General features: G+C 66.4%; 13 protein-coding genes and 5 pseudogenes. 10 read left to right on the forward strand and 8 right to left on the reverse strand.

Annotated features, from left to right (window positions below; translation table 11 throughout):
• A pseudogene (locus BAY1663_RS03130) lies at window positions 1-346 on the forward strand (short-chain dehydrogenase); the annotation flags it as partial.
• 5 nt (window positions 347-351) lie between these two features.
• Here the strand turns inward: BAY1663_RS03130 and BAY1663_RS03135 are convergent.
• The gene (locus tag BAY1663_RS03135; RefSeq protein ID WP_037038016.1) at window positions 352-549 is read right to left on the reverse strand and encodes a hypothetical protein; all 198 of its coding nucleotides are present in this window, start codon (window positions 547-549) and stop codon (window positions 352-354) included.
• A 252-nt stretch (window positions 550-801) separates the two neighbouring features.
• Between BAY1663_RS03135 and BAY1663_RS03140 the strand changes: the two are divergent.
• The 4 genes and pseudogenes from BAY1663_RS03140 (at window position 802) to BAY1663_RS03155 (ending at window position 4,540) form a co-directional block, all read left to right on the forward strand.
• Window positions 802-2,174 (forward strand): annotated as a pseudogene (locus BAY1663_RS03140) (nodulation protein NfeD).
• Entirely contained in the window at window positions 2,164-2,922 is a 759-nt protein-coding gene (locus tag BAY1663_RS03145) for a slipin family protein (RefSeq protein WP_037037898.1), read from the forward strand. The pseudogene BAY1663_RS03140 and the gene BAY1663_RS03145 overlap by 11 nt, the downstream one beginning before the upstream one ends.
• Window positions 2,923-3,435: an LEA type 2 family protein gene (locus tag BAY1663_RS03150; RefSeq protein ID WP_037037900.1), complete on the forward strand. Its 513-nt coding sequence runs from the start codon at window positions 2,923-2,925 to the stop codon at window positions 3,433-3,435.
• 178 nt (window positions 3,436-3,613) lie between these two features.
• Complete coding sequence (locus BAY1663_RS03155; RefSeq protein WP_037037902.1) at window positions 3,614-4,540, forward strand: EamA family transporter; 927 nt, start codon at window positions 3,614-3,616, stop codon at window positions 4,538-4,540.
• A 15-nt stretch (window positions 4,541-4,555) separates the two neighbouring features.
• Here BAY1663_RS03155 and treF read toward each other — a convergent pair.
• Both treF and BAY1663_RS03165 read right to left on the reverse strand, forming a co-directional pair.
• Window positions 4,556-6,195, reverse strand: a pseudogene (gene treF / locus BAY1663_RS03160) (alpha,alpha-trehalase TreF).
• Window positions 6,196-6,963 (reverse strand): SDR family NAD(P)-dependent oxidoreductase, encoded by a 768-nt coding sequence (locus BAY1663_RS03165; RefSeq protein ID WP_037037904.1) that lies wholly within the window; start codon window positions 6,961-6,963, stop codon window positions 6,196-6,198.
• A 147-nt stretch (window positions 6,964-7,110) separates the two neighbouring features.
• Between BAY1663_RS03165 and rarD the strand changes: the two genes are divergently transcribed.
• Window positions 7,111-8,001, forward strand: a complete 891-nt coding sequence (gene rarD / locus BAY1663_RS03170) for an EamA family transporter RarD (protein ID WP_037038017.1) — start codon at window positions 7,111-7,113, stop codon at window positions 7,999-8,001.
• Window positions 8,002-8,008: 7 nt separating this feature from the next.
• On the opposite strand, the gene BAY1663_RS03175 is transcribed toward rarD, so the two are convergent.
• Entirely contained in the window at window positions 8,009-8,527 is a 519-nt protein-coding gene (locus BAY1663_RS03175; protein WP_037037905.1) for a glycine cleavage system protein R, read from the reverse strand.
• A 236-nt stretch (window positions 8,528-8,763) separates the two neighbouring features.
• Here BAY1663_RS03175 and BAY1663_RS03180 point away from each other — a divergent pair, with 236 nt between their 5' ends.
• The 3 genes from BAY1663_RS03180 (at window position 8,764) to BAY1663_RS03190 (ending at window position 13,765) form a co-directional block, all read left to right on the forward strand.
• On the forward strand, window positions 8,764-10,944 hold the full coding sequence (locus tag BAY1663_RS03180) for a malate synthase G (RefSeq protein WP_037037907.1): 2,181 nt from the start codon (window positions 8,764-8,766) through the stop codon (window positions 10,942-10,944).
• Between the two features lie 182 nt (window positions 10,945-11,126).
• The gene (locus tag BAY1663_RS03185) at window positions 11,127-13,061 is read left to right on the forward strand and encodes a putative nucleotidyltransferase substrate binding domain-containing protein (RefSeq protein WP_037037909.1); all 1,935 of its coding nucleotides are present in this window, start codon (window positions 11,127-11,129) and stop codon (window positions 13,059-13,061) included.
• Entirely contained in the window at window positions 13,058-13,765 is a 708-nt protein-coding gene (locus BAY1663_RS03190) for a PolC-type DNA polymerase III (RefSeq protein WP_037037911.1), read from the forward strand. Before BAY1663_RS03185 ends, BAY1663_RS03190 begins: the two co-directional genes overlap by 4 nt.
• Before the next feature lie 120 nt (window positions 13,766-13,885).
• Here BAY1663_RS03190 and BAY1663_RS03195 read toward each other — a convergent pair whose 3' ends face one another.
• From BAY1663_RS03195 to BAY1663_RS03210, 4 genes and pseudogenes are all read right to left on the reverse strand, one after another.
• On the reverse strand, window positions 13,886-14,404 hold the full coding sequence (locus BAY1663_RS03195) for a hypothetical protein (RefSeq protein WP_037037912.1): 519 nt from the start codon (window positions 14,402-14,404) through the stop codon (window positions 13,886-13,888).
• A 97-nt stretch (window positions 14,405-14,501) separates the two neighbouring features.
• Window positions 14,502-16,270 (reverse strand): annotated as a pseudogene (locus BAY1663_RS03200) (sodium:solute symporter family protein).
• Between the two features lie 5 nt (window positions 16,271-16,275).
• Window positions 16,276-16,539: a DUF4212 domain-containing protein gene (locus BAY1663_RS03205; protein ID WP_037037913.1), complete on the reverse strand. Its 264-nt coding sequence runs from the start codon at window positions 16,537-16,539 to the stop codon at window positions 16,276-16,278.
• A 505-nt stretch (window positions 16,540-17,044) separates the two neighbouring features.
• Window positions 17,045-17,554, reverse strand: a complete 510-nt coding sequence (locus BAY1663_RS03210; protein WP_037037914.1) for an ATP-dependent zinc protease — start codon at window positions 17,552-17,554, stop codon at window positions 17,045-17,047.
• A gap of 169 nt (window positions 17,555-17,723) precedes the next feature.
• Between BAY1663_RS03210 and dbpA the strand changes: the two are divergent.
• A pseudogene (gene dbpA, locus BAY1663_RS03215) lies at window positions 17,724-19,102 on the forward strand (ATP-dependent RNA helicase DbpA).
• Window positions 19,103-19,306 lie beyond the last annotated feature (204 nt).

Here is a 19,306-nt window from a genome sequence, read left to right on the forward strand (position 1 = left end):
CGCGGGCCATCCTGCGCGCCGCCCGCGAGGCGCCGCGCGAACTCTGGGTCGGCAGCGCGAGCCTGAAGGCGATCATCGGCACGCTGTTGATGCCCGGCCTGCTCGACCGGCTGCTGGCCAGGCGGGCCTGGGACGGCCAGATGAGCGCCGAGGCGGAAGCGGACGGCGCCCGGACAACCTCTTCCAGCCGGTCGAAGGCCTGCATCGCATCGACGGCCGCTTCGGCGACCAGGTCCGCCAGCAGGCGCTCGCACTCGACTCGTCGACGCCCGGCCGACTGGCGCTGGGCGCCGGCGCGCTGCTGGCGCTGGGCATCGGCCTGGTCCTCGGCCGGCGCGGGCGCTGAGGTGCTCAGCGTCGCGGCGGCTCCGCTGCGCGCTTGCGGCGGATATTGATCCAGGACAGCACGGCCAGCGCCAGCATCAGCCCGGCCATGTTGTAGTTGCCGATGGCCAGGTAGCCGAACGCGGCCAGCGTACAGGCCACCAACCCGACCCAGCGTACGGCGCGCATCAACGCCTCGACGGTCTTGTTGCGGGGCGCCGGCATCACCGCCACCTCGCCCGCATCGGCGGGCAGAACGGCCCTGCTTCTCCGGCATGGCCGTGGTCAGGATGGTGGGCGCGCATGGTCGGCTCCTTCTGCTGTCGGCACCCGCCAGGGGGCTGTGGCGGTTACCGGGCACGGGTTCGGCCGGACGCCGGCAGCGGCGAACCGGCGCAGCCACGGGTGCCCCGCCCCCGGTCGTCTACGCTGAACAGATACCGGGCCGATCGCCGAGCTGCCTGCGGAGGATAACCCATGTCTCGCCACCTGCCCCTGCGCCTGGGCTGGCTGCTGCTCCTGCTGTTCGCGCTGGCCGGTTCGGCAGCGGCCGCGGCACCGGTGACGGTGCTGCGCGTGGAGGGCGCGATCGGTCCGGCCAGCGCCGACTACATCATCCGCGGGCTGCAGCATGCGCGGGACGAAGCCGCCCAGCTGCTCGTGCTGCAGCTGGACACTCCCGGCGGCCTCGACAGTTCGATGCGCGCGATCATCAAGGAAATCCTCGCCAGCCCGGTGCCGGTCGCCACCTACGTGACGCCCAGCGGCGCGCGCGCGGCGAGCGCCGGCACCTACATGCTCTATGCCAGCCATATCGCGGCGATGGCCCCCGGCACCAATCTCGGCGCGGCGACGCCGGTGCAGATCGGTGGCGGCATGCCCGGCGCCCCGCCACAGCAACCGGATGCCGACGAGGAGCAAGCCCCGCAGCGCCCGGCGATGCCATGAGCCGCAAGCAGATCAACGACGCCTCCGCCTATATCCGCGGCCTCGCCCAGCTGCGCGAGCGCAATGCCGAGTGGGCCGAACAGGCCGTGCGCGAGGCGGTCAGCCTGTCCGCGTCGGAGGCGCTGGAGCTCAAGGTGATCGACTACCTGGCCAGCGATCTCGCCGACCTCCTGGCGCAGCTCGACGGCAAGACGCTGCGGACCGTTTCCGCCGAGGTGCAACTGCAGACCGCCGGCGCCGAGCTGATCGAGCACGCGCCGGACTGGCGGGTGCGCCTGCTGGCGGTGATCACCAACCCCAGCGTGGCGCTGATCCTGATGATGATCGGCATCTACGGGCTGATCCTGGAGTTCTCCAACCCCGGTATCGGTGCCGGCGGCGTGCTCGGTGGCATCTGCCTGATCCTCGCGCTCTACGCGCTGCAACTGCTGCCGGTGAACTACGCCGGGGTGGCGCTGATCCTGCTCGGTATCGCCTTCATGGTGGCCGAGGCGTTCCTGCCGAGTTTCGGCGTGCTGGGCATCGGCGGCGTCGCCGCGTTCGTCGTCGGCGCGGTGATCCTCATCGACACCGAGGTGCCCGGCTACGGCATTCCGCTGTGGCTGATCGTGCCGCTGGGCCTGGCCAGCGCGCTGCTGGTGTTCGCCATCGTCGCCATGGCGCTGCGAGCGCGGCGCCGGCAACTGGTCGGCGGCGACAGCGAACTGATCGGCAGCCTGGCGGTGGTCAGCGCGGTGCAGCCGCAAGCGCCGTCGAACGGCTGGGCCCACCTGCAGGGCGAGAACTGGCAGATCCGCAGCGCCACGCCGCTGCAGGCCGGGCAGCAGGTGCGCGTAGTCGCCCGGCACGGCCTGCAACTGGAGGTCGCCCCTATGAAAGAGGAGCTGAATCATGGGTTATGAAATGAGTTTCATCGTCCTGCTGGTGCTGCTGGCAGGCCTGGTCGCCTCGGCGTTCCGCATCCTGCGCGAGTACCAGCGCGGCGTGGTGTTCCAGCTCGGGCGCTTCTGGAAGGTCAAGGGGCCGGGGCTGATCCTGGTGATTCCCGGCCTGCAGCAGATGGTCCGGGTCGACCTGCGTACCCTGGTGCTGGACGTACCGACCCAGGACGTGATTTCCCGCGACAACGTCTCGGTGAAGGTCAACGCGGTGGTCTACTATCGCGTGCTGGACGCGGAGAAGGCGATCATCCAGGTCGAGGACTACCACTCGGCCACCAGCCAGCTGGCGCAGACCACGCTGCGCGCGGTGCTCGGCAAGCACGATCTGGACGACATGCTCGCCGAGCGCGAGCAGCTCAACAACGACATCCAGCAGGTGCTGGACGCGCAGACCGATGCCTGGGGGATCAAGGTGTCCAACGTCGAGATCAAGCACGTCGACCTCGACGAATCCATGATCCGCGCCATCGCCCGCCAGGCCGAGGCGGAACGCGAGCGACGGGCCAAGGTCATTCATGCCGAGGGCGAGTTGCAGGCCTCGGAGAAGCTCATGCAGGCCGCCGAGATGCTCGGCCGCCAGACGGGCGCCATGCAGTTGCGCTACATGCAGACGCTGAGCAACATCGCCGGCGACAAGAACTCGACCATCGTCTTCCCGCTGCCCATCGAGCTGCTGCAAGGCATCAAGAACCTGGACAGGAAAGCCTGAGTGCACACATTCCACGAGCGCCATTCCCCGGCGCGAACCCTGCGCCTGCTGCTGGTGGCCTTGCTCGCACTGGCCCTGGGCGCCTGCGCCGCCCTTGCGCCGCGCGATCCGCTCAACGTCCAGGTCGCCGGCATCCAGCCGTTGCAGGGCGAAGGCCTGGAGCTGCGCTTCCTGGTCCGGCTGCGCCTGCAGAATCCCAACGACGGCGCCATCGACTACAACGGCGTCGCGCTGGACCTGGAGGTCAACGGCCGGCGGCTGGCCAGCGGCGTCAGCGACCAGCGCGGCACGGTGCCACGTTTCGGCGAAACGGTGCTCAGCGTGCCGGTGACCATCTCGGCCTTCTCCGCGGCACGCCAGGCGCTGGGCCTTGCCGAAAACATCGACATGCAGGAAGTGCCCTATGTGCTGCGCGGCAAGCTCGCCGGCGGCCTGTTCGGCACCCAGCGCTTCGTCGAGAGAGGCACCTTCGACCTGTCCCCGGTGACGGCGAATCCCTATCGCCGCCCCTGACGTGGCTTGCTGTCACCATGCGGGCCGGCGATCATTCGGCCTTTCGCGCCTTGCAGGAGCGAGCCATGCTCGCGAACTGGCCCGCTGCAAAACTTCGCGGGCATGGCCCGCTCCTACGATGGAGCTCTCGCAGCGGCGCGGCTTACGGCGAAACGGCAACCCCTGACAAGAGAAGTCCATGTCCACGCCCCCCGCTGTTTTCGCAGCGACACCCTTTGCGCGCCACATCGCCGTGCTCCTGCTGCTCTGCCTCGGTTGCGCCTTCGCCGGCAACCACATCGCGGCGCGGATCGCCTTCGACGACGGCGCCGGCGTGCTGCTGGCGATCCTGATGCGCTCCGGCGGCACCCTGCTGGCGCTCGCCGCCCTGGTGGCCTGGCAGCGCCAGCCCGTCCGCCTGGGCGCCGCCACCTGGCGCTGGCAGCTGCTGCTCGGCCTGCTGATCGCGATACAGAGCCTGTGCCTGTATTCGGCGGTGGCACGCATTCCCGTGGCCATCGCCTTGCTGGTGGCGAATCTGTTTCCGATCCTCCTGGCCCTGCTGACCTGGGCGCTGGGCGGCCCCCGGCCGACGGCACGTACCGCGGCACTGATGGGGGTGATCCTCGTCGGTCTGGCGCTGGTGCTGGACGTGCCCGCGCGGCTGGCCAGCGACACAGCCGGCGGCCCGCAGTGGGCGCTGGGCGTGACGCTGGCGTTCTGCGCCGCCACGGCCTTCGCCTGCGCGCTGTGGGTCACCGATCACAAGCTGTCGACGCTGCGCGGTTCGGTGCGCAGCATGCTGACCATGCTGATCGTGTTCGCCAGCGCCAATCTCGCCGGATTCAGCGGCGTCCTGCCCGGCGGGCTCGCCCTGCCGGCCAGCAGCACCGGCTGGCTGGCGCTGGCGGCGCTGGTGGCGCTCTACGGCACGGGCTTCATCACCCTGTTCGTCTCGGTGCCGCGGCTGGACATGCCGCGCAACGCGCCGGTGATGAACGTCGAGCCGCTGGCCAGCCTGCTGCTGGGCTGGCTGGTGCTCGATCAGTTGCTCAATCCGGGGCAGATCGTCGGCGGGCTGATCGTCGTCACCGGCATCGTGCTGCTGACCTACCGCCGCCCGTGAGCGGCCGTCCGGCCATCAGGGCGCCCTTTGCCTGCTGTGCTCGCGCGCATCGGCCCATTGCGCGCGGCAATGCCCGGCACGGCAGCGGTTGGCCTGGTGGCTGGGGTCTTCCTGCATCAGTTTGCGGGTAACGCCATTGGTCCAGCCGAAACCATCCTGCAGCGGATACTCACCGCCGCCGGCGTGTTCGGTACAGGGCCGCAATACGTACTTCTCGACCAGCTTGCTTTCGCGTTCGAACAGGTGGCCGACGATGCTCAGCCAACGCGCCTCGATGTCCAGCGCCAGCGCGTCGTGCCCGTAGTGCTGCAATCCGCGAATGCCGATCCACTGCAACGGCGCCCAGCCGTTGGGCCGATCCCATTGCTCGCCGCTGCCGGCGATCTCGGTGGTCGACAACCCGCCGGGGGCCAGGAGGCGCGTGCGCACGATGCCGGCGACCGCGGCGGCCTGCTCGGCGCTGGCCAGTTGCACGAATAACGGCGCCAGGGTGGCAGCGGTGAGGTTGTCGCGCTGGCGCCGGCCCTGCCAGTCGTAATCGAAGTAGGCGCCAACCTGCGGGTTCCATAGGTAGCGATCGATCGCCGCCAGCCGCGTCGCGGCACGCTGGCGGAATTCGGCTGCGCAGGCCGACTGGCCCTTCACTGCGGAGAGTTCGGCGATCTGCCGCTCCAGCCGGTAGAGCAGGCTGTTGAGGTCCACCGGCAGGATACCGGTGGTGCGGATGGTGCTCAGGCGGTGCGCATCGTCCAGCCAGCGCGAGCTGAAGTCCCAGCCCGATTCGGCGCCGGCGCGCAGGTCGCGATAGACCTCGTGGCGCGGCCGGCCGCTGGCACGCGCCGTCTCGACATCCTCGCGATAGGATTCCTCGCGCGGGGTGTCGCGCTCGTCCCAGTAGCGGTTGAGCACCACCCGTCGGCCAGGCAGACGCAGCGCCGGTGCGACTCGCCCGGGCGCAGCGAGTCGCTGCCATCCATCCAGAAGGCGTATTCCTTGCGCAGCTGCGGCAGGTAATCACTGGCCCGATGCACGCCGGTTTCCTCGAACAGCTCGGTCATCAGGGCGAACACCGGCGGCTGCGAGCGCCCCAGGTAATAGGTGCGGTTGCCGTTGGGCACATGCCCGTAGGTGTCGATCAGGTAGGCGAAGTTGTCGGCCATCGAGCGCAGCAGGTCGCAGCGCCCGCTCTCGTCGAGGCCGAGCATGGTGAAGTAGGAATCCCAGTAGTACAGCTCGGTGAAGCGTCCGCCCGGCACCACGTAGTCGTGCGGCAGCGGCAGCAGCGAGGAGTACGCGGGGTGTTCCTGCGGATGCCGGGTGAGCACCGGCCAGAGCCGGTCGATGTGCTCGGCCAGGCTGTCGTCGGGGTTGGCGACGAATTCCTTGGCAGGCAGCCGGTAGTGGCTGAAGTGCTCGGCGACGAAGGCCTTCAGGTCGAACCCGGGATCGCCGCAGCGGGTCCGGTAGCGCTCGAGGATCAGCTCCGGGTGATGCAGCGGCGCGCAGTCGACGAAGGTCTTGCTGTCGGCGAACACCCCTTGCATCTGCACCGCGACGAACAGCTCCTGATAGCGGTCGGCCGGGGTCAGGGTGTCGGCCGCGGAGACGGCGCTGGTGTCGTAGTCGAACGGGGGATGCGTCTGGGTATCGGTCATTCACTGCTCGCTGTAGTTCCATAGCAGGCCACCATCGACTACCAGTGTAGCTCCGGTGATGTACTCGGCGTCCGCCGAGGCCAGGAAGGCGACCACGCCAGCCACGTCGTGTGGCCGGCCGAGGCGCCCTGCGGGAATGTTCTGCAGCAGGCTGGCGAGCTTGTCCGGCTGGCTCATCAGCTCGCGGTTGATCGGCGTCTCCACGGCTCCCGGGGCCACGTTGTTCACCGTGATGCCGAGCGGGGCGAGCTCGATGGCGATGTTGCGCATCAGCATCTTCAGGCCGCCCTTGCTCGCGCAGTAGGCGGTGAAGTTGGGGTGCGGCAGTTCTTCATGCACCGAGCTGTTGTTGATGATGCGCCCGCCGCGGCCCTGCTCGCGCAGATAGCGGGCGAAGGCCTGGGCGAGGAAGAACGGCCCGCGCAGGTTGACGTCCAGTACCCGATCGTAGTCGTCCTCGCGGGCATCGAGGAATGCCGCATGCGTCTGCACCCCGGCGTTGTTGACCAGGATATCCAGCCGGCCCATGCGCTCGACGCTCTCGCGCACCAGGCGCCGGCACTCCTCGACCCGGCTGACGTCGGCGGCGATGAAGCAGGCGCGGCGCCCGCAGCGGCGCACCTGTTCGACGCTTTCGCGCGCCTCGGCATCGTCCTCGCGGCCGTTGAGCACCACATCGGCGCCTTCCTCGGCCAGTCTCACGGCAATACCACGGCCGATACCGTGGGTGCTGCCGGTGACCAGGGCCACCTGGGTGCGAAGTTTCATGCTGCCTCCAATGGACTGCCGTTTCGAACTCTGACGGGACCAGCCGGGCCGTGTTCCCCATCGACGCATTGCAGAGAGTGATACCAGCAGACAAGTGCGACATTGCGGCGCAGAATGACCGGCCTCCCGCTGCCGTCGAAGGACTCCATGGCTACCGCCGATCTGCGCAAAGGTTACCTGCTGGGGCTGGCAACCTTCAGCATCTGGGGCATGTTTCCGCTCTACTTCAAGTCGCTCGAGCAATTCAGCGCACTCGAGATCGTCACCCAGCGCGTCATCTGGTCGGCGGTGTTCGGCACCCTGGTGCTGCTGCTCTGGCGCCATCCGGGCTGGTGGCGCGAGCTGCTGACGCATCCGCGGCGCCTCGGCGTGCTGGGCATTTCCAGCGTGCTGATCGCGGCCAACTGGCTGATCTACGTCTGGGCGGTGAACCATGACCGCATGGTCGAGGCCAGCCTCGGCTACTACATCAACCCGCTGGTCAACGTGCTGCTCGGGCTGGTGGTGCTGCGCGAGCGCCTGCGGCCCTTGCAATGGCTGGCCGTGGCGATGGCGGCAGTGGGGGTCAGCCTGCAGTTGCTGACGCTTGGCGAGTTTCCCTGGATCTCCATCGTGCTGGCGCTGAGCTTCGGCACCTACGGCCTGCTGCGCAAGCAGGCGCCGGTGGCCGCCCTGCCGGGGCTGGTGGTGGAAACCTGGCTGCTGTTGCCGGTCGCCGCGGCCTGGCTGCTGTTCTTCGGCAGCGGCGCGAGTACCGAGCCGGCATTCTGGAGCACCTCCGAGGCGCTCTGGCTGATGGCCGCCGGGCCGGTGACGCTGGTCCCGCTGCTGGGCTTCAACGCCGCCGCGCGCCACCTGCCCTACTCGACCCTGGGCTTCCTGCAGTACCTGACGCCGACGCTGCTGCTGGTCCTCGCCGTGCAGGTGTTCGGCGAGCCCTTCCCGGTGGACAGGCAGCTGGCGTTCTTCTGCATCTGGGCCGGCCTTGCGGTGTATAGCCTGGACGCCTGGCGCATCATGCGCCGGAGCGCCGCCTGAAGCCGTGCTAGCTGGTCGGCTGCAGCCTGAGTTCCACCATCAGGTCATCGGCCAGGGTTTCCAGACGCTGCTGCAGCAGTTCCAGCGACAGCTCGCTGGGCACCGCCAGGCGCGCCTCGGCGCGGAACAGCGGTTCGCTGCTCATCGGCGCCGGCAGCACGTCGGTGTCCAGGCTTTCCAGGTTGATGCCGTGCTCGGCCAGCAGCCGGGTGATGTCGCGCACGATGCCCGGGCGGTCGTTGCCCACCAGTTCCAGCTGGATCTCCTGCCAGTTCGTCTCCGGCTCCGCGCCGCTGTGCGCCAGCAGGACGCGAATGCCCTGGGCCTGCAGCCCTTGCAGCGCGGCGCTGAGTTCGGCGTGGGCCGGCGCCGGCACGGCTACCCGCAGGATGCCGGCGAACTGCCCGGCCATGCGCGACATGCGGCTCTCCAGCCAGTTGCCGCCGTGGTCGGCGATGCATTGGGCCAGCCGCTCGACCAGCCCCGGCTGATCCTCGGCGATGACCGTGAGTACGAGGTGCTCCATGGGATGCTCCTTGGCTGAAAATGGGTGAGCCGCCCGCGCGATGCGCCGCTGCGTCCAGCGCGGACAGGGCCCAATAGGTATAGCAGGCCAAGGCCGGCAGGACCGCCGCGCAATGCCCCAACGGCACGCGACCGACAGCGGACTGATTTTCCCCACGGCTTCATGTAGTATCCGGCGACTCGGACTACAAGAAACGAATCCGTCCGGCGAATGAGAAGAACCAAGTGAGGCGAGTAATGACTGAGCGCGTTCAAGTCGGTGGCCTGCAGGTCGCCAAAGTCCTGTACGACTTCGTGAACAACGAGGCGATTCCTGGCACTGGCGTCGATGCCGCGGCCTTCTGGGCCGGCGCCGACAGCGTCATCCACGACCTGGCGCCGAAGAACCGCGCCCTGCTGGCCAAGCGCGACGCGCTGCAGGCGCAGATCGACGCCTGGCACCAGGCCCGCGCCGGTCAGGCCCACGACGCCGTGGCCTACAAGGCCTTCCTGCAGGAAATCGGCTACCTGCTGCCGGAAGCCGAAGACTTCCAGGCCACCACCGAGAACGTCGACGAAGAGATCGCCCACATGGCCGGCCCGCAGCTGGTGGTGCCGATCATGAACGCGCGCTTCGCCCTGAACGCCGCCAACGCCCGCTGGGGCTCGCTGTACGACGCGCTGTACGGCACCGACGCCATCTCCGAGGAAGGCGGTGCGCAGAAGGGCCCGGGCTACAACGAAGTCCGCGGCAACAAGGTCATCGCCTACGCGCGTGACTTCCTCGACCAGGCCGCCCCGCTGGAAACCGGCTCGCATGCCGATTCCACGGGCTACCGCATCGACGGCGGCAAGCTGGTCGTCGCGCTGAACAACGGCAGCACCACCGGCCTGAAGAACCCGGCCCAGCTGCAGGGCTTCCAGGGCGAAGCCGGCGCACCGATCGCCGTACTGCTGAAGAACAACGGCATCCACTTCGAGATCCAGATCGACCCGGCCAGTCCGATCGGCCAGACCGATGCCGCCGGCGTGAAGGACATCCTGATGGAAGCGGCGCTGACCACCATCATGGACTGCGAGGACTCCATCGCCGCCGTCGACGCCGACGACAAGACCATCGTCTACCGCAACTGGCTCGGCCTGATGAAGGGCGATCTGGTCGAGGAGCTGGAGAAGGGCGGCAAGCGCATCACCCGCGCGATGAACCCGGACCGCGTCTACACCCAGGCCGCCGGCAACGGCGAGCTGACCCTGCACGGCCGCTCGCTGCTGTTCATCCGCAACGTCGGCCACCTGATGACCAACGACGCCATCCTCGATAAGGACGGCAACGAAGTGCCGGAAGGCATCATGGACGGCCTGTTCACCAGCCTGATCGCCATCCACAACCTCAACGGCAACACCAGCCGCAAGAACACCCGCACCGGCTCGATGTACATCGTCAAGCCGAAGATGCACGGCCCGGAAGAAGTGGCCTTCGCCAGCGAACTGTTCGGCCGCGTCGAGGACGTCCTCGGCCTTGCGCGCAACACCCTCAAGGTCGGCATCATGGACGAGGAGCGTCGCACCACGATCAACCTCAAGGCCTGCATCAAGGAAGCGCGCGAGCGCGTGGTGTTCATCAACACCGGCTTCCTCGACCGCACCGGCGACGAGATCCACACCTCCATGGAAGCCGGCCCGATGGTGCGCAAGGCCGCCATGAAGGCCGAGAAGTGGATCAACGCCTACGAGAACAACAACGTCGACGTGGGCCTCGCCTGTGGCCTGCAGGGCAAGGCGCAGATCGGCAAGGGCATGTGGGCCATGCCGGACCTGATGGCCGCCATGCTCGAGCAGAAGGTCGGCCACCCGCTGGCCGGCGCCAACACCGCCTGGGTCCCGTCGCCGACTGCCGCCACGCTGCACGCCATGCACTACCACAAGGTCGACGTGCAGGCACGTCAGGCCGAGCTGGCCAAGCGCGAGAAAGCGTCCATCGACGACATCCTCACCCTCCCGCTGGCACAGGACACCAACTGGAGCGAGGAAGAGAAGCGCAACGAGCTGGACAACAACGCCCAGGGCATCCTCGGCTACATGGTCCGCTGGGTCGAACAAGGCGTCGGCTGCTCCAAGGTGCCGGACATCAACGACGTCGCGCTGATGGAAGACCGCGCCACGCTGCGTATCTCCAGCCAGCACGTCGCCAACTGGATGCGCCACGGTGTAGTGACCAAGGATCAGGTGATCGAAAGCCTCAAGCGCATGGCCGCCGTGGTCGATCGCCAGAACGAGGGCGACCCGCTGTACCGCCCGATGGCACCTGACTTCGACAACAGCGTGGCCTTCCAGGCTGCGCTGGAGCTGGTCCTCGAAGGCACCAAGCAGCCCAACGGATACACCGAGCCGGTATTGCACCGCCGCCGCCGCGAGTTCAAGGCCAAGAACGGCCTGTAACCTCGTCCCGCACCAGAAAAACCGCCCCTCGGGGCGGTTTTTTTGTCTCCCGCCCCGCCGCAACACCCTGAAACGCCGGGCTGACCCCGATCAGCTTCCGGGATACCCGCGCTGACTAGACTTACGTCCAATTGGGCCGAACCGGCCCACGGCCCACCATGGACAAAAAATGGAAATCACCCATGAGCACACCTGACGCCTTCGCCCAGGCAGGGAAGACGGCTGTACTGCAGAACATCCACGGCACCATGGAATTCCTGCGCAAGTACGCCCCGTTCAACCAGATGGAGCCGACGCACCTCGCCTATCTCGTCGAGAATTGCGAGCTGCGCTTCTATGCCGAAGGCGACTGCATCATTTCACCGGACGATGGCGTGGTGCAGCACTTCTTCATCGTCAAGCAGGGCCGCGTCCACGGCCAGCGCCCCCATACCGCCAAGCGCGGCACCGACACCACCTTCGAGGTCATCGTCGGCGAGTGCTTCCCGATGGCCGCCCTCATGGGCGAGCGCGCCACCCGCACCGCGCACCTGGCGGCCGAAGACACCTTCTGCTTCCTGCTGAACAAACCGGCCTTCGTCAAGCTGGTGTCCAGCTCCGACGTGTTTCGCGACTTCGCCATACGTGGCGTGAGCAGCCTGCTCGACCTGGTCAACCAGCAGGCGCAGATGCGCGCCGTGGAAAGCCTCGGCGAGAACTTCTCGCTGGAAACCAGCATCGGCGACCTGGCACTGCACCATCCGGTGTCCTGCCTGCCCAGCCGGCCGCTGAACGAGGCGGTGGCGCTGATGCAGGAGGAGAACGTCGGCAGCATCGTCATCGTCGATGAAGCCCTCCATCCGCAGGGCATCTTCACCCTGCGCGACCTGCGCCGGGTCATCGGCAGCGGCACCACCGATCTGAGCCAGCCGATCGCGCAGTTCATGACGCACGATCCGTTCTACCTGCCGCCGGACGCCACCGCCTTCGACGCGGCGATCGCCATGACCGAGCGGCACATCGCGCATGTCTGTGTGGTGGAGGACGGCCTGCTGTGCGGGGTGATATCCGAGCGCGACCTGTTCTCCCTGCAGCGCGTGGACCTGGTGCACCTGGCGCAAACCATCCGCCATGCGGACAGCGTCGATGCGCTGGTGGTCATTCGCAGCCGCATCCGGCAGCTGGTCGACAACATGCTGGCCCACGGCGCCTCCTCGGCGCAGATCACCCACATCGTCACCCTGCTCAACGACCACACCGTCTGCCGGGTGATCGAACTGGCCATCGCCAATATGGGCGATCCCGGCATTCCGTTCACCTGGCTGTGCTTCGGCAGCGAAGGCCGCCAGGAACAGACCCTGCACACCGACCAGGACAACGGCATGCTCTTCGAGGCCGCCGACGCCGCCGAAGCCGCGCACATCCGCGGGCGCCTGCTGCCGCTGGCCGAACGCATCAACCGCGACCTCGATACCTGCGGCTTTACCCTGTGCAAGGGCAACATCATGGCCAGCAATCCGCAGCTGTGCCTGTCGCACCAGGAATGGAGCCGCCGCTTCAGCTCGTTCATCCGCGAGGCGACGCCGGAAAACCTGCTCAGCAGCACCATCTATTTCGACCTGCGCGCCATCTGGGGCTCGCCCGAAGGCTGCGAGCAGCTGCGCCAGAACCTGCTCGAGGAAATCGCCGACAACAGCCTGTTCCAGCGCATGATGGCCGACAACGCCCTGCGCCATCGGCCACCGGTCGGCCGCTTCCGCGATTTCGTCGTGGCCCGCAAGGGCGAAACCAAGGACACCCTGGACCTCAAGGTGCAGGGCCTGACGCCCTTCGTCGACGGTGCCCGCCTGCTGGCGCTGAGCAATGGCATCGGCAGCTGCAACACGCTCGAGCGGCTGCGCAAGCTGGTGGAAAAAGGCGTCATCGAGGACAAGGACGGCGCGGCCTACGAAGAGGCCTACCATTTCATCCAGCAGACGCGCATGCAGCACCATCAACAGCAGGCACGCGACGGATTGCCCTATTCCAACCGCCTGGATCCGGATACGCTCAATGTGCTCGACCGCCGAATCCTGCGCGAATCCTTCCGCCAGGCCCAGCGTCTACAGGCCAGTCTCGCGGTGCGCTATCAGTTATGAGTATGTTCTGGTTCAACCCACGCGGGCCGAAGCTCCCCCACGAGCAGCAGCGGCGCATCGCCGAGCTGCCACGGCCGACGCTTCCCAAGGCCGTCCCCCTGCGTGAACAGCGGCTGGTGGTGCTCGACCTGGAAACCACCGGGCTGCACCTCAAGCGCGACCTGGTCATCGCCATCGGCGCGGTGGTCATCGAAGACGGTGCCATCGACTATTCCCAGCAGTTCGAATGCACCCTGTGCCGCCAGGTCAAGCTCACCGAAAGCGTGCTGATACACGGCATCGCCCCCAGCGAGCTGGCCAGCGGGTTGCCGCCGACCGAAGCACTGCTCAGTTTCATGGAGTTCGCCGCCGACAGCGTCATACTGGCCTTTCACGCGCCCTTCGATCAGCGCATGCTGGCCCGCGCACTGAAAAACGAACTGGGTTACAACCTGGAGCACACCTTCCTCGACGTAGCGGATCTGGCGCCCATGCTGTTTCCGGAAGCGATGATCCATCGCGGCGGCCTGGATCACTGGCTCGACCAGTTCAACATCCACATTCCGCAGCGCCACAACGCGGCAGCCGATGCCATGGCCACGGCGGAAATCGCCCTGATACTGCTCAACCGCGCCCAGCGCACGGGACTGCAGCACTTCGACGAGCTGGCCCAGCGGCTCAGGTGCTGGCAGCGCGCGCGCAAGGCCGCATTCAATTCGATCTGAGCCGATGCTCCAGCGACCTGCGCGCTGCGGCCGCAGGGGACGACCGCCTGTCCCCCGCGTCACCCCGGAGCGCGCATCGGACGGTGCTGATGCGCGGCCGCCATACGTCGAGGCGAGCGCTTACCGATCGCGCCCGCAGATGGCCTGATAGAGCGGTGAAGCCGGCTCCAGCCGAGTCAGTGTCTCGGCCTTCGCCTCGCCGGCCTCGTTGAGCCTGAACATCGCCTTCTCGCTGCACAGCAGCTGATAGCGAGCACTTCGCACGGTGGACATCAGGCTGCTCTTCTCGAAGCGATACAGCACGAAGCGGGCAACACGCCCTTGCTCGGTGTCCTGGACCTGCGCATTCGCGTCATCCAGCACCGTATAGGCCAGCGGCATGGGATACATCATCGTCCAGGGCCGCCAGAGCATGCCGCCCTTTTCGCTCGACACCACCAGGGAGCCTTCCGGCAGGCGCGCCTGGGTGCTGGCGAACCAGGTGTATTCGTAGTGAATGGCATATGCCAGCATGCCCAAGCCGGCAAATACCGGAACGATCCACTTCGGCAGCCGCTTGCGCGTCAAGGAACGCAACAGCAGTGCGATCCCCGCGGCGGCAGCGGCGGCGGCTGCCGCCGCGATTAGATGCCAGAACATATACGAGTCCCCCTAAAAAATCGGGCTTCCAGATGGAAGCCCGACTTGTACCTCAACCTCGTGCCAGACCAGGTCTGACGTCCGGTTGCATTATCAGTTAGTGATCAAGCGCAGCGCCAGCACCCTTCGGGGTACGCACGCTCTCGACCAGGTCCTGGATCTCCTGCGGCGGTGCCTGGGTGGCCATCGACACCGCGTAGGCCACGGCGAAGTTCAGGATGGCACCTACGGCACCGAAGGCCTGCGGGGAAATCCCCATCCACCACTGGTCAGGCGTGTTGGCCAGGGTCGCGGTGCCCGGGATGAAGAACCAGCCAGGTACAGGAAGATGTACACGGCGGTGCTCACCACACCCACCAGCATACCGGCCACGGCACCCGCGCTGTTCACGCGCTTGGAGAAGATACCCATCATCAGCGCCGGGAACAGGCTCGCTGCCGCGAGACCGAACGCCAGGGCCACCACCTGGGCCGCAAAGCCCGGAGGGTTCAGACCCAGATAGGTCGCCAGGAGGATGGCTGCCGTCATGGAGATACGGGCGGCCCTCATCTCGCTCTTCTCGCTGATCTTCGGATTGATCAGGGTCTTGATCAGGTCGTGGCTGATCGCCGAGGAGATCGCCAGCAGCAGGCCGGCAGCGGTCGACAGTGCAGCGGCAATGGCACCCGCGGCGATCAGACCGATGACCCAGCTCGGCAGGTTGGCGATTTCCGGGTTGGCCAGCACGATGATGTCGTTGTTGACGGTCAGCTCGTTACCGTTCCAGCCGCGCTCTTGGGCGGTCGGGGCGAAGGTGGCGTTGGCGTCGTTGTACATCTGCACACGGCCATCGCTGTTCTTGTCTTCCCACTTGATCAGACCGGTATGTTCCCAGGTCTGCACCCACTCCGGACGATCTTCGTAACGGATCGCTTCGGCCTGCGGACCTTCCGGATAGATGGTCTGTACCAGGTTCAGGCGCGCCATGGAGGCAACGGCCGGTGCGGTCAGATACAGCAGGGCGATGAAGACCAGCGTCCAGCCGGCGGACCAGCGAGCATCAGCTACCCGCGGTACGGTGAAGAAGCGGATGATCACGTGCGGCAGACCGGCGGTACCGATCATCAGCGACAGGGTGAACAGGAACATGTTCAGCTTGTTGTCGATGTCTGCGGTGTAGGCAGCGAAGCCCAGGTCGGTGACGACCTGATCCAGCTTGTCCAGCAGCGGCACGCCGGAATCGACGTGGGTACCGAACATGCCGAACATCGGGATCGGGTTGCCGGTCAGCTGCATGGCGATGAACACCGCCGGGATGGTGTAGGCAATGATCAGCACCACGTACTGCGCCACCTGGGTGTAGGTGATGCCCTTCATCCCACCGAACACCGCGTAGGCGAACACGATCGCGGCCGCGATCCAGATACCGGCGGAGTTGCTTACTTCCAGGAAGCGGGAGAACGCCACACCGGCACCGGCCATCTGACCGATTACGTAGGTCACGGAAATCAGAATCAGACAGATAACTGCAACCAGGCGCGCGCCGCGGCTGTAGAAACGGTCACCGATGAAGTCCGGCACGGTGAACTTGCCGAACTTGCGCAGGTAGGGCGCAAGCAGCATCGCCAGCAGCACGTAGCCGCCGGTCCAGCCCATCAGGTAGACGGAGGTGGCATAACCGCCGGAGGCGATGATACCGGCCATGGAGATGAAGGATGCCGCAGACATCCAGTCTGCCGCGGTCGCCATGCCGTTGGTGACAGGGTGAACGCCACCACCGGCGACGTAGAATTCCTTAGTCGACCCAGCGCGAGCCCAGACCGCGATCCCGATATAGAGCAGGAACGAGGCGCCCACGAACATCATGTTGATCCAATATTGGCTCATAGTGGTTACTCCTCAACCCCGAATTCCTTGTCCAGTTTGTTCAGCCGCCACGCGTAGTGGAAGATGATCGCAATGAACGTGATGATGGAACCCTGTTGAGCGAACCAGAAGCCAAGATCCGTTCCCCCTACAGGGATACCGGACACCAGCGGGCGCAGGAGGATACCGAAACCGTATGAGACAAGAGCCCAGACCACTAAGCTCCAAGTGATAAGGCGAACATTCGCCTTCCAGTACGCAGCAGCATTTTGTTTATCGTTGTCGGCCATTGACGTTCTCCGCCTTATTGTTATTGCAAGAAAGAACCACATACTGAATCTAACAAAGGTGCCTTATAGAATGAAAGCCCCGACTTTAGTCTGACAAACAAGCGAAAAAGGCGGGCAGGTGCCAAACAGAGCCCTCCAGCTGCACGCCCTGTTGCGCTCAATCGCACCGTAACCGTCGCCCCAGACAGCCGGCCGTCACCCTGCAGGCGGACCGGTCGCAGGCCGAGGGCAATCGACCAGCCACCCCGAAACACGACCGGCCGGTCACGTGATAATTAACAGCGGCATATGACTATTCGCACCAAATCATATTCCAATTTAATTACCACTCATCAACAAGCCCGAACGAACCCATATAAGTTTCAAACTAACGACCTATAAACTAAAGTTTAAAGCAAAGATAACAAGTCGAAATAATGAACATCCTTTATTTCGACTTGATTGCAATAAGCGAAGCAGGCCTCGACCGAAGCCGGACGGCACAAACGTGCGGGAGCGGCCTGCTTCAGCAGGCCGGTTGGCCTGCGGTGTACTTCTCAGTGGGGTAGATCGCCGCATCCAGGTCGCGGATGGTCTCGGCGCCGATCAGCAACGGATAGCTGAAATGGGTGCGATCGGTCAGGTTGACCTCCACTTCGCGCAACTGGTCGCCAATGCACAGTTGCATGCCGATGATGGGCCGCTCGGCCCGCGGCGGCTCGCGGCGCGATGCGCTGCCGCCGGCCTCTTCGGCACGCGTCTTGATGCGGCTGATGCCGAGCAGGGGCTGCTCGTAGAGCGTGTCATCGGCGCCAGCGACGGCCAGGCGGAAGCGTACCCAGTCTTCGCCATCGCGGCGGAACTGCTCGATGTCGCGCGCCGACAGCGAGGCGGTCATGGCGCCGGTGTCCATCTTGGCGGGCAGGGTCTTGCCGATTTCTTCGATCTTGATGTGTTCGTAACGGCCATAGAGGGTGGGCTGCGCCGCGAATGCGGGGAGTGCCAGCAATCCGGCGAGGAAAAGCACGCGTGACAAAACGACCTCCTGAGGGTGACGAGTGGGCCATTTTCGATCGGCGCACTGCCTCGGGGTTCCGCCTGGCCACCATACAAAACATTTCATTCCCACCGTCCGGCCGTTCGCCGCGCAGGCCCGGGCGGCCCTGTTAGACTGCACGCCGATTCCGCCGCCGAAGACCCCGCCCGTGCCCAGTTCCGCCTTTACCACCCTGCCGCTTTCCGCCGCCATGCTGGCCAACCTCGACGCCCTCGCTACACGGCGATGACTCCGATCCAGGCGCAGAGCCTGCCGGCGATGCTCGAGGGCCAGGACCTGATCGCCCAGGCCAAGACCGGCAGCGGCAAGACCGCCGCCTTCGGCATCGCCCTGCTCGCCCCACTGAACCCGCGCTACTTCGGCTGCCAGGCGCTGGTGCTGTGCCCGACCCGCGAGCTCGCCGACCAGGTCGCCAAGGAGCTGCGCCGGCTGGCACGCGCAGCGGACAACATCAAGATCCTCACCCTCTGCGGCGGGGTTCCCATCGGTCCGCAGATCGGCTCGCTGGAACATGGCGCGCACGTCATCGTCGGTACCCCGGGGCGCATCCAGGAGCACCTGGACAAAGGCACGCTGCAACTCGACGGGCTCAATACGCTGGTGCTCGACGAGGCCGACCGCATGCTCGACATGGGCTTCTACGACGCCATCGCCGCGATCATCGGGCGGACCCCGGCCAAGCGGCAGACCCTGCTGTTCTCCGCCACCTACCCGAGCGGCATCGCGCAGCTCGCGGCGGCCTTCATGCGCACGCCGCAGCAGGTAAAGGTCGAGGCCCTGCACGACGACACCCAGATCGAGCAGCGCTTCTATGAGATCGACGCCGGCGAACGGCTGCCGGCAGTGGTGCGGGTACTGGCCAGTTTCCGCCCGCAGAGCTGCGTGGCGTTCTGCTTCACCAAGCAGCAGTGTCAGGACCTGGTCGAGCAGTTGAATGCCAGCGGCATCTCGGCGATGGCATTGCATGGCGACCTCGAGCAGCGCGAGCGCGACCAGGTGCTGGCGATGTTCGCCAACCGCAGCCTGTCGGTGCTGGTGGCCACCGACGTGGCCGCGCGCGGGCTGGACATCGACGCGCTGGACCTGGTGATCAACGTCGAACTGGCGCGCGACGCCCAGGTCCATGTGCACCGTGTCGGCCGCACCGGCCGTGCCGGCAACAGGGGCATCGCCGTCAGCCTGGTGGCCCCGGCGGAGGCGCACCGCGCCCGGGCCATCGAGGAACTGCAGCGGGCGCCGCTGAACTGGCAGTCGCTGGAGAGCCTCGCGGCGCACAGCGGCGAACCGCTGCAGGCACCCATGCAGACGCTGTGCATCGCCGCCGGCCGCAAGGACAAGCTGCGCCCCGGCGACATTCTCGGCGCCCTGACCGGCGATGCCGGCATTCCCGGAAGCAAGGTCGGCAAGATCGCGATCTTCGACTTCCAGGCCTACGTCGCGGTGGAACGCGACGTCGCCGGGCCGGCACTGAAGCGCCTCAATGCCGGCAAGATCAAGGGCCGCTCGCTGAAGGTCCGCGCGCTGTAGGGTGGATGGCCGAAGCCATCCACGCGGATAGGGTGCAGGGCTCACGAGGCGTATCGCTGCACGCCCCGCGTGGAAAATCGCTTCGCGAGTTTTCCACCCTACTGCCGCGCGCGCGGTCGTTACCACGCGGGAAAATTCGCCGCAGCCCGTGACAGCGTTGTGCTGACGGCGTCCAATAGAACCTTTCCCGCCGCCAGGTCCGCC

Origin of the sequence: Pseudomonas sp. BAY1663, assembly GCF_000582595.1 — a bacterium.
GTDB classification, from domain to species: Bacteria; Pseudomonadota; Gammaproteobacteria; order Pseudomonadales; family Pseudomonadaceae; genus Stutzerimonas; species Stutzerimonas stutzeri_AF.

Excerpts from the sequence above, each read along its gene's own strand:
- BAY1663_RS03180 (WP_037037907.1), top strand. The coding sequence starts at position 8,764 with ATGACTGAGCGCGTTCAAGTCGGTGGCCTGCAGGTCGCCAAAGTCCTG.
- BAY1663_RS03195 (WP_037037912.1), bottom strand. The coding sequence starts at position 14,404 with ATGTTCTGGCATCTAATCGCGGCGGCAGCCGCCGCCGCTGCCGCCGCG.
- BAY1663_RS03175 (WP_037037905.1), bottom strand. The coding sequence starts at position 8,527 with ATGGAGCACCTCGTACTCACGGTCATCGCCGAGGATCAGCCGGGGCTG.
- BAY1663_RS03205 (WP_037037913.1), bottom strand. The coding sequence starts at position 16,539 with ATGGCCGACAACGATAAACAAAATGCTGCTGCGTACTGGAAGGCGAAT.
- BAY1663_RS03185 (WP_037037909.1), top strand. The coding sequence starts at position 11,127 with ATGAGCACACCTGACGCCTTCGCCCAGGCAGGGAAGACGGCTGTACTG.
- rarD (WP_037038017.1), top strand. The coding sequence starts at position 7,111 with ATGGCTACCGCCGATCTGCGCAAAGGTTACCTGCTGGGGCTGGCAACC.
- BAY1663_RS03135 (WP_037038016.1), bottom strand. The coding sequence starts at position 549 with ATGCCGGCGCCCCGCAACAAGACCGTCGAGGCGTTGATGCGCGCCGTA.
- BAY1663_RS03155 (WP_037037902.1), top strand. The coding sequence starts at position 3,614 with ATGTCCACGCCCCCCGCTGTTTTCGCAGCGACACCCTTTGCGCGCCAC.
- BAY1663_RS03165 (WP_037037904.1), bottom strand. The coding sequence starts at position 6,963 with ATGAAACTTCGCACCCAGGTGGCCCTGGTCACCGGCAGCACCCACGGT.
- BAY1663_RS03145 (WP_037037898.1), top strand. The coding sequence starts at position 2,164 with ATGGGTTATGAAATGAGTTTCATCGTCCTGCTGGTGCTGCTGGCAGGC.
- BAY1663_RS03190 (WP_037037911.1), top strand. The coding sequence starts at position 13,058 with ATGAGTATGTTCTGGTTCAACCCACGCGGGCCGAAGCTCCCCCACGAG.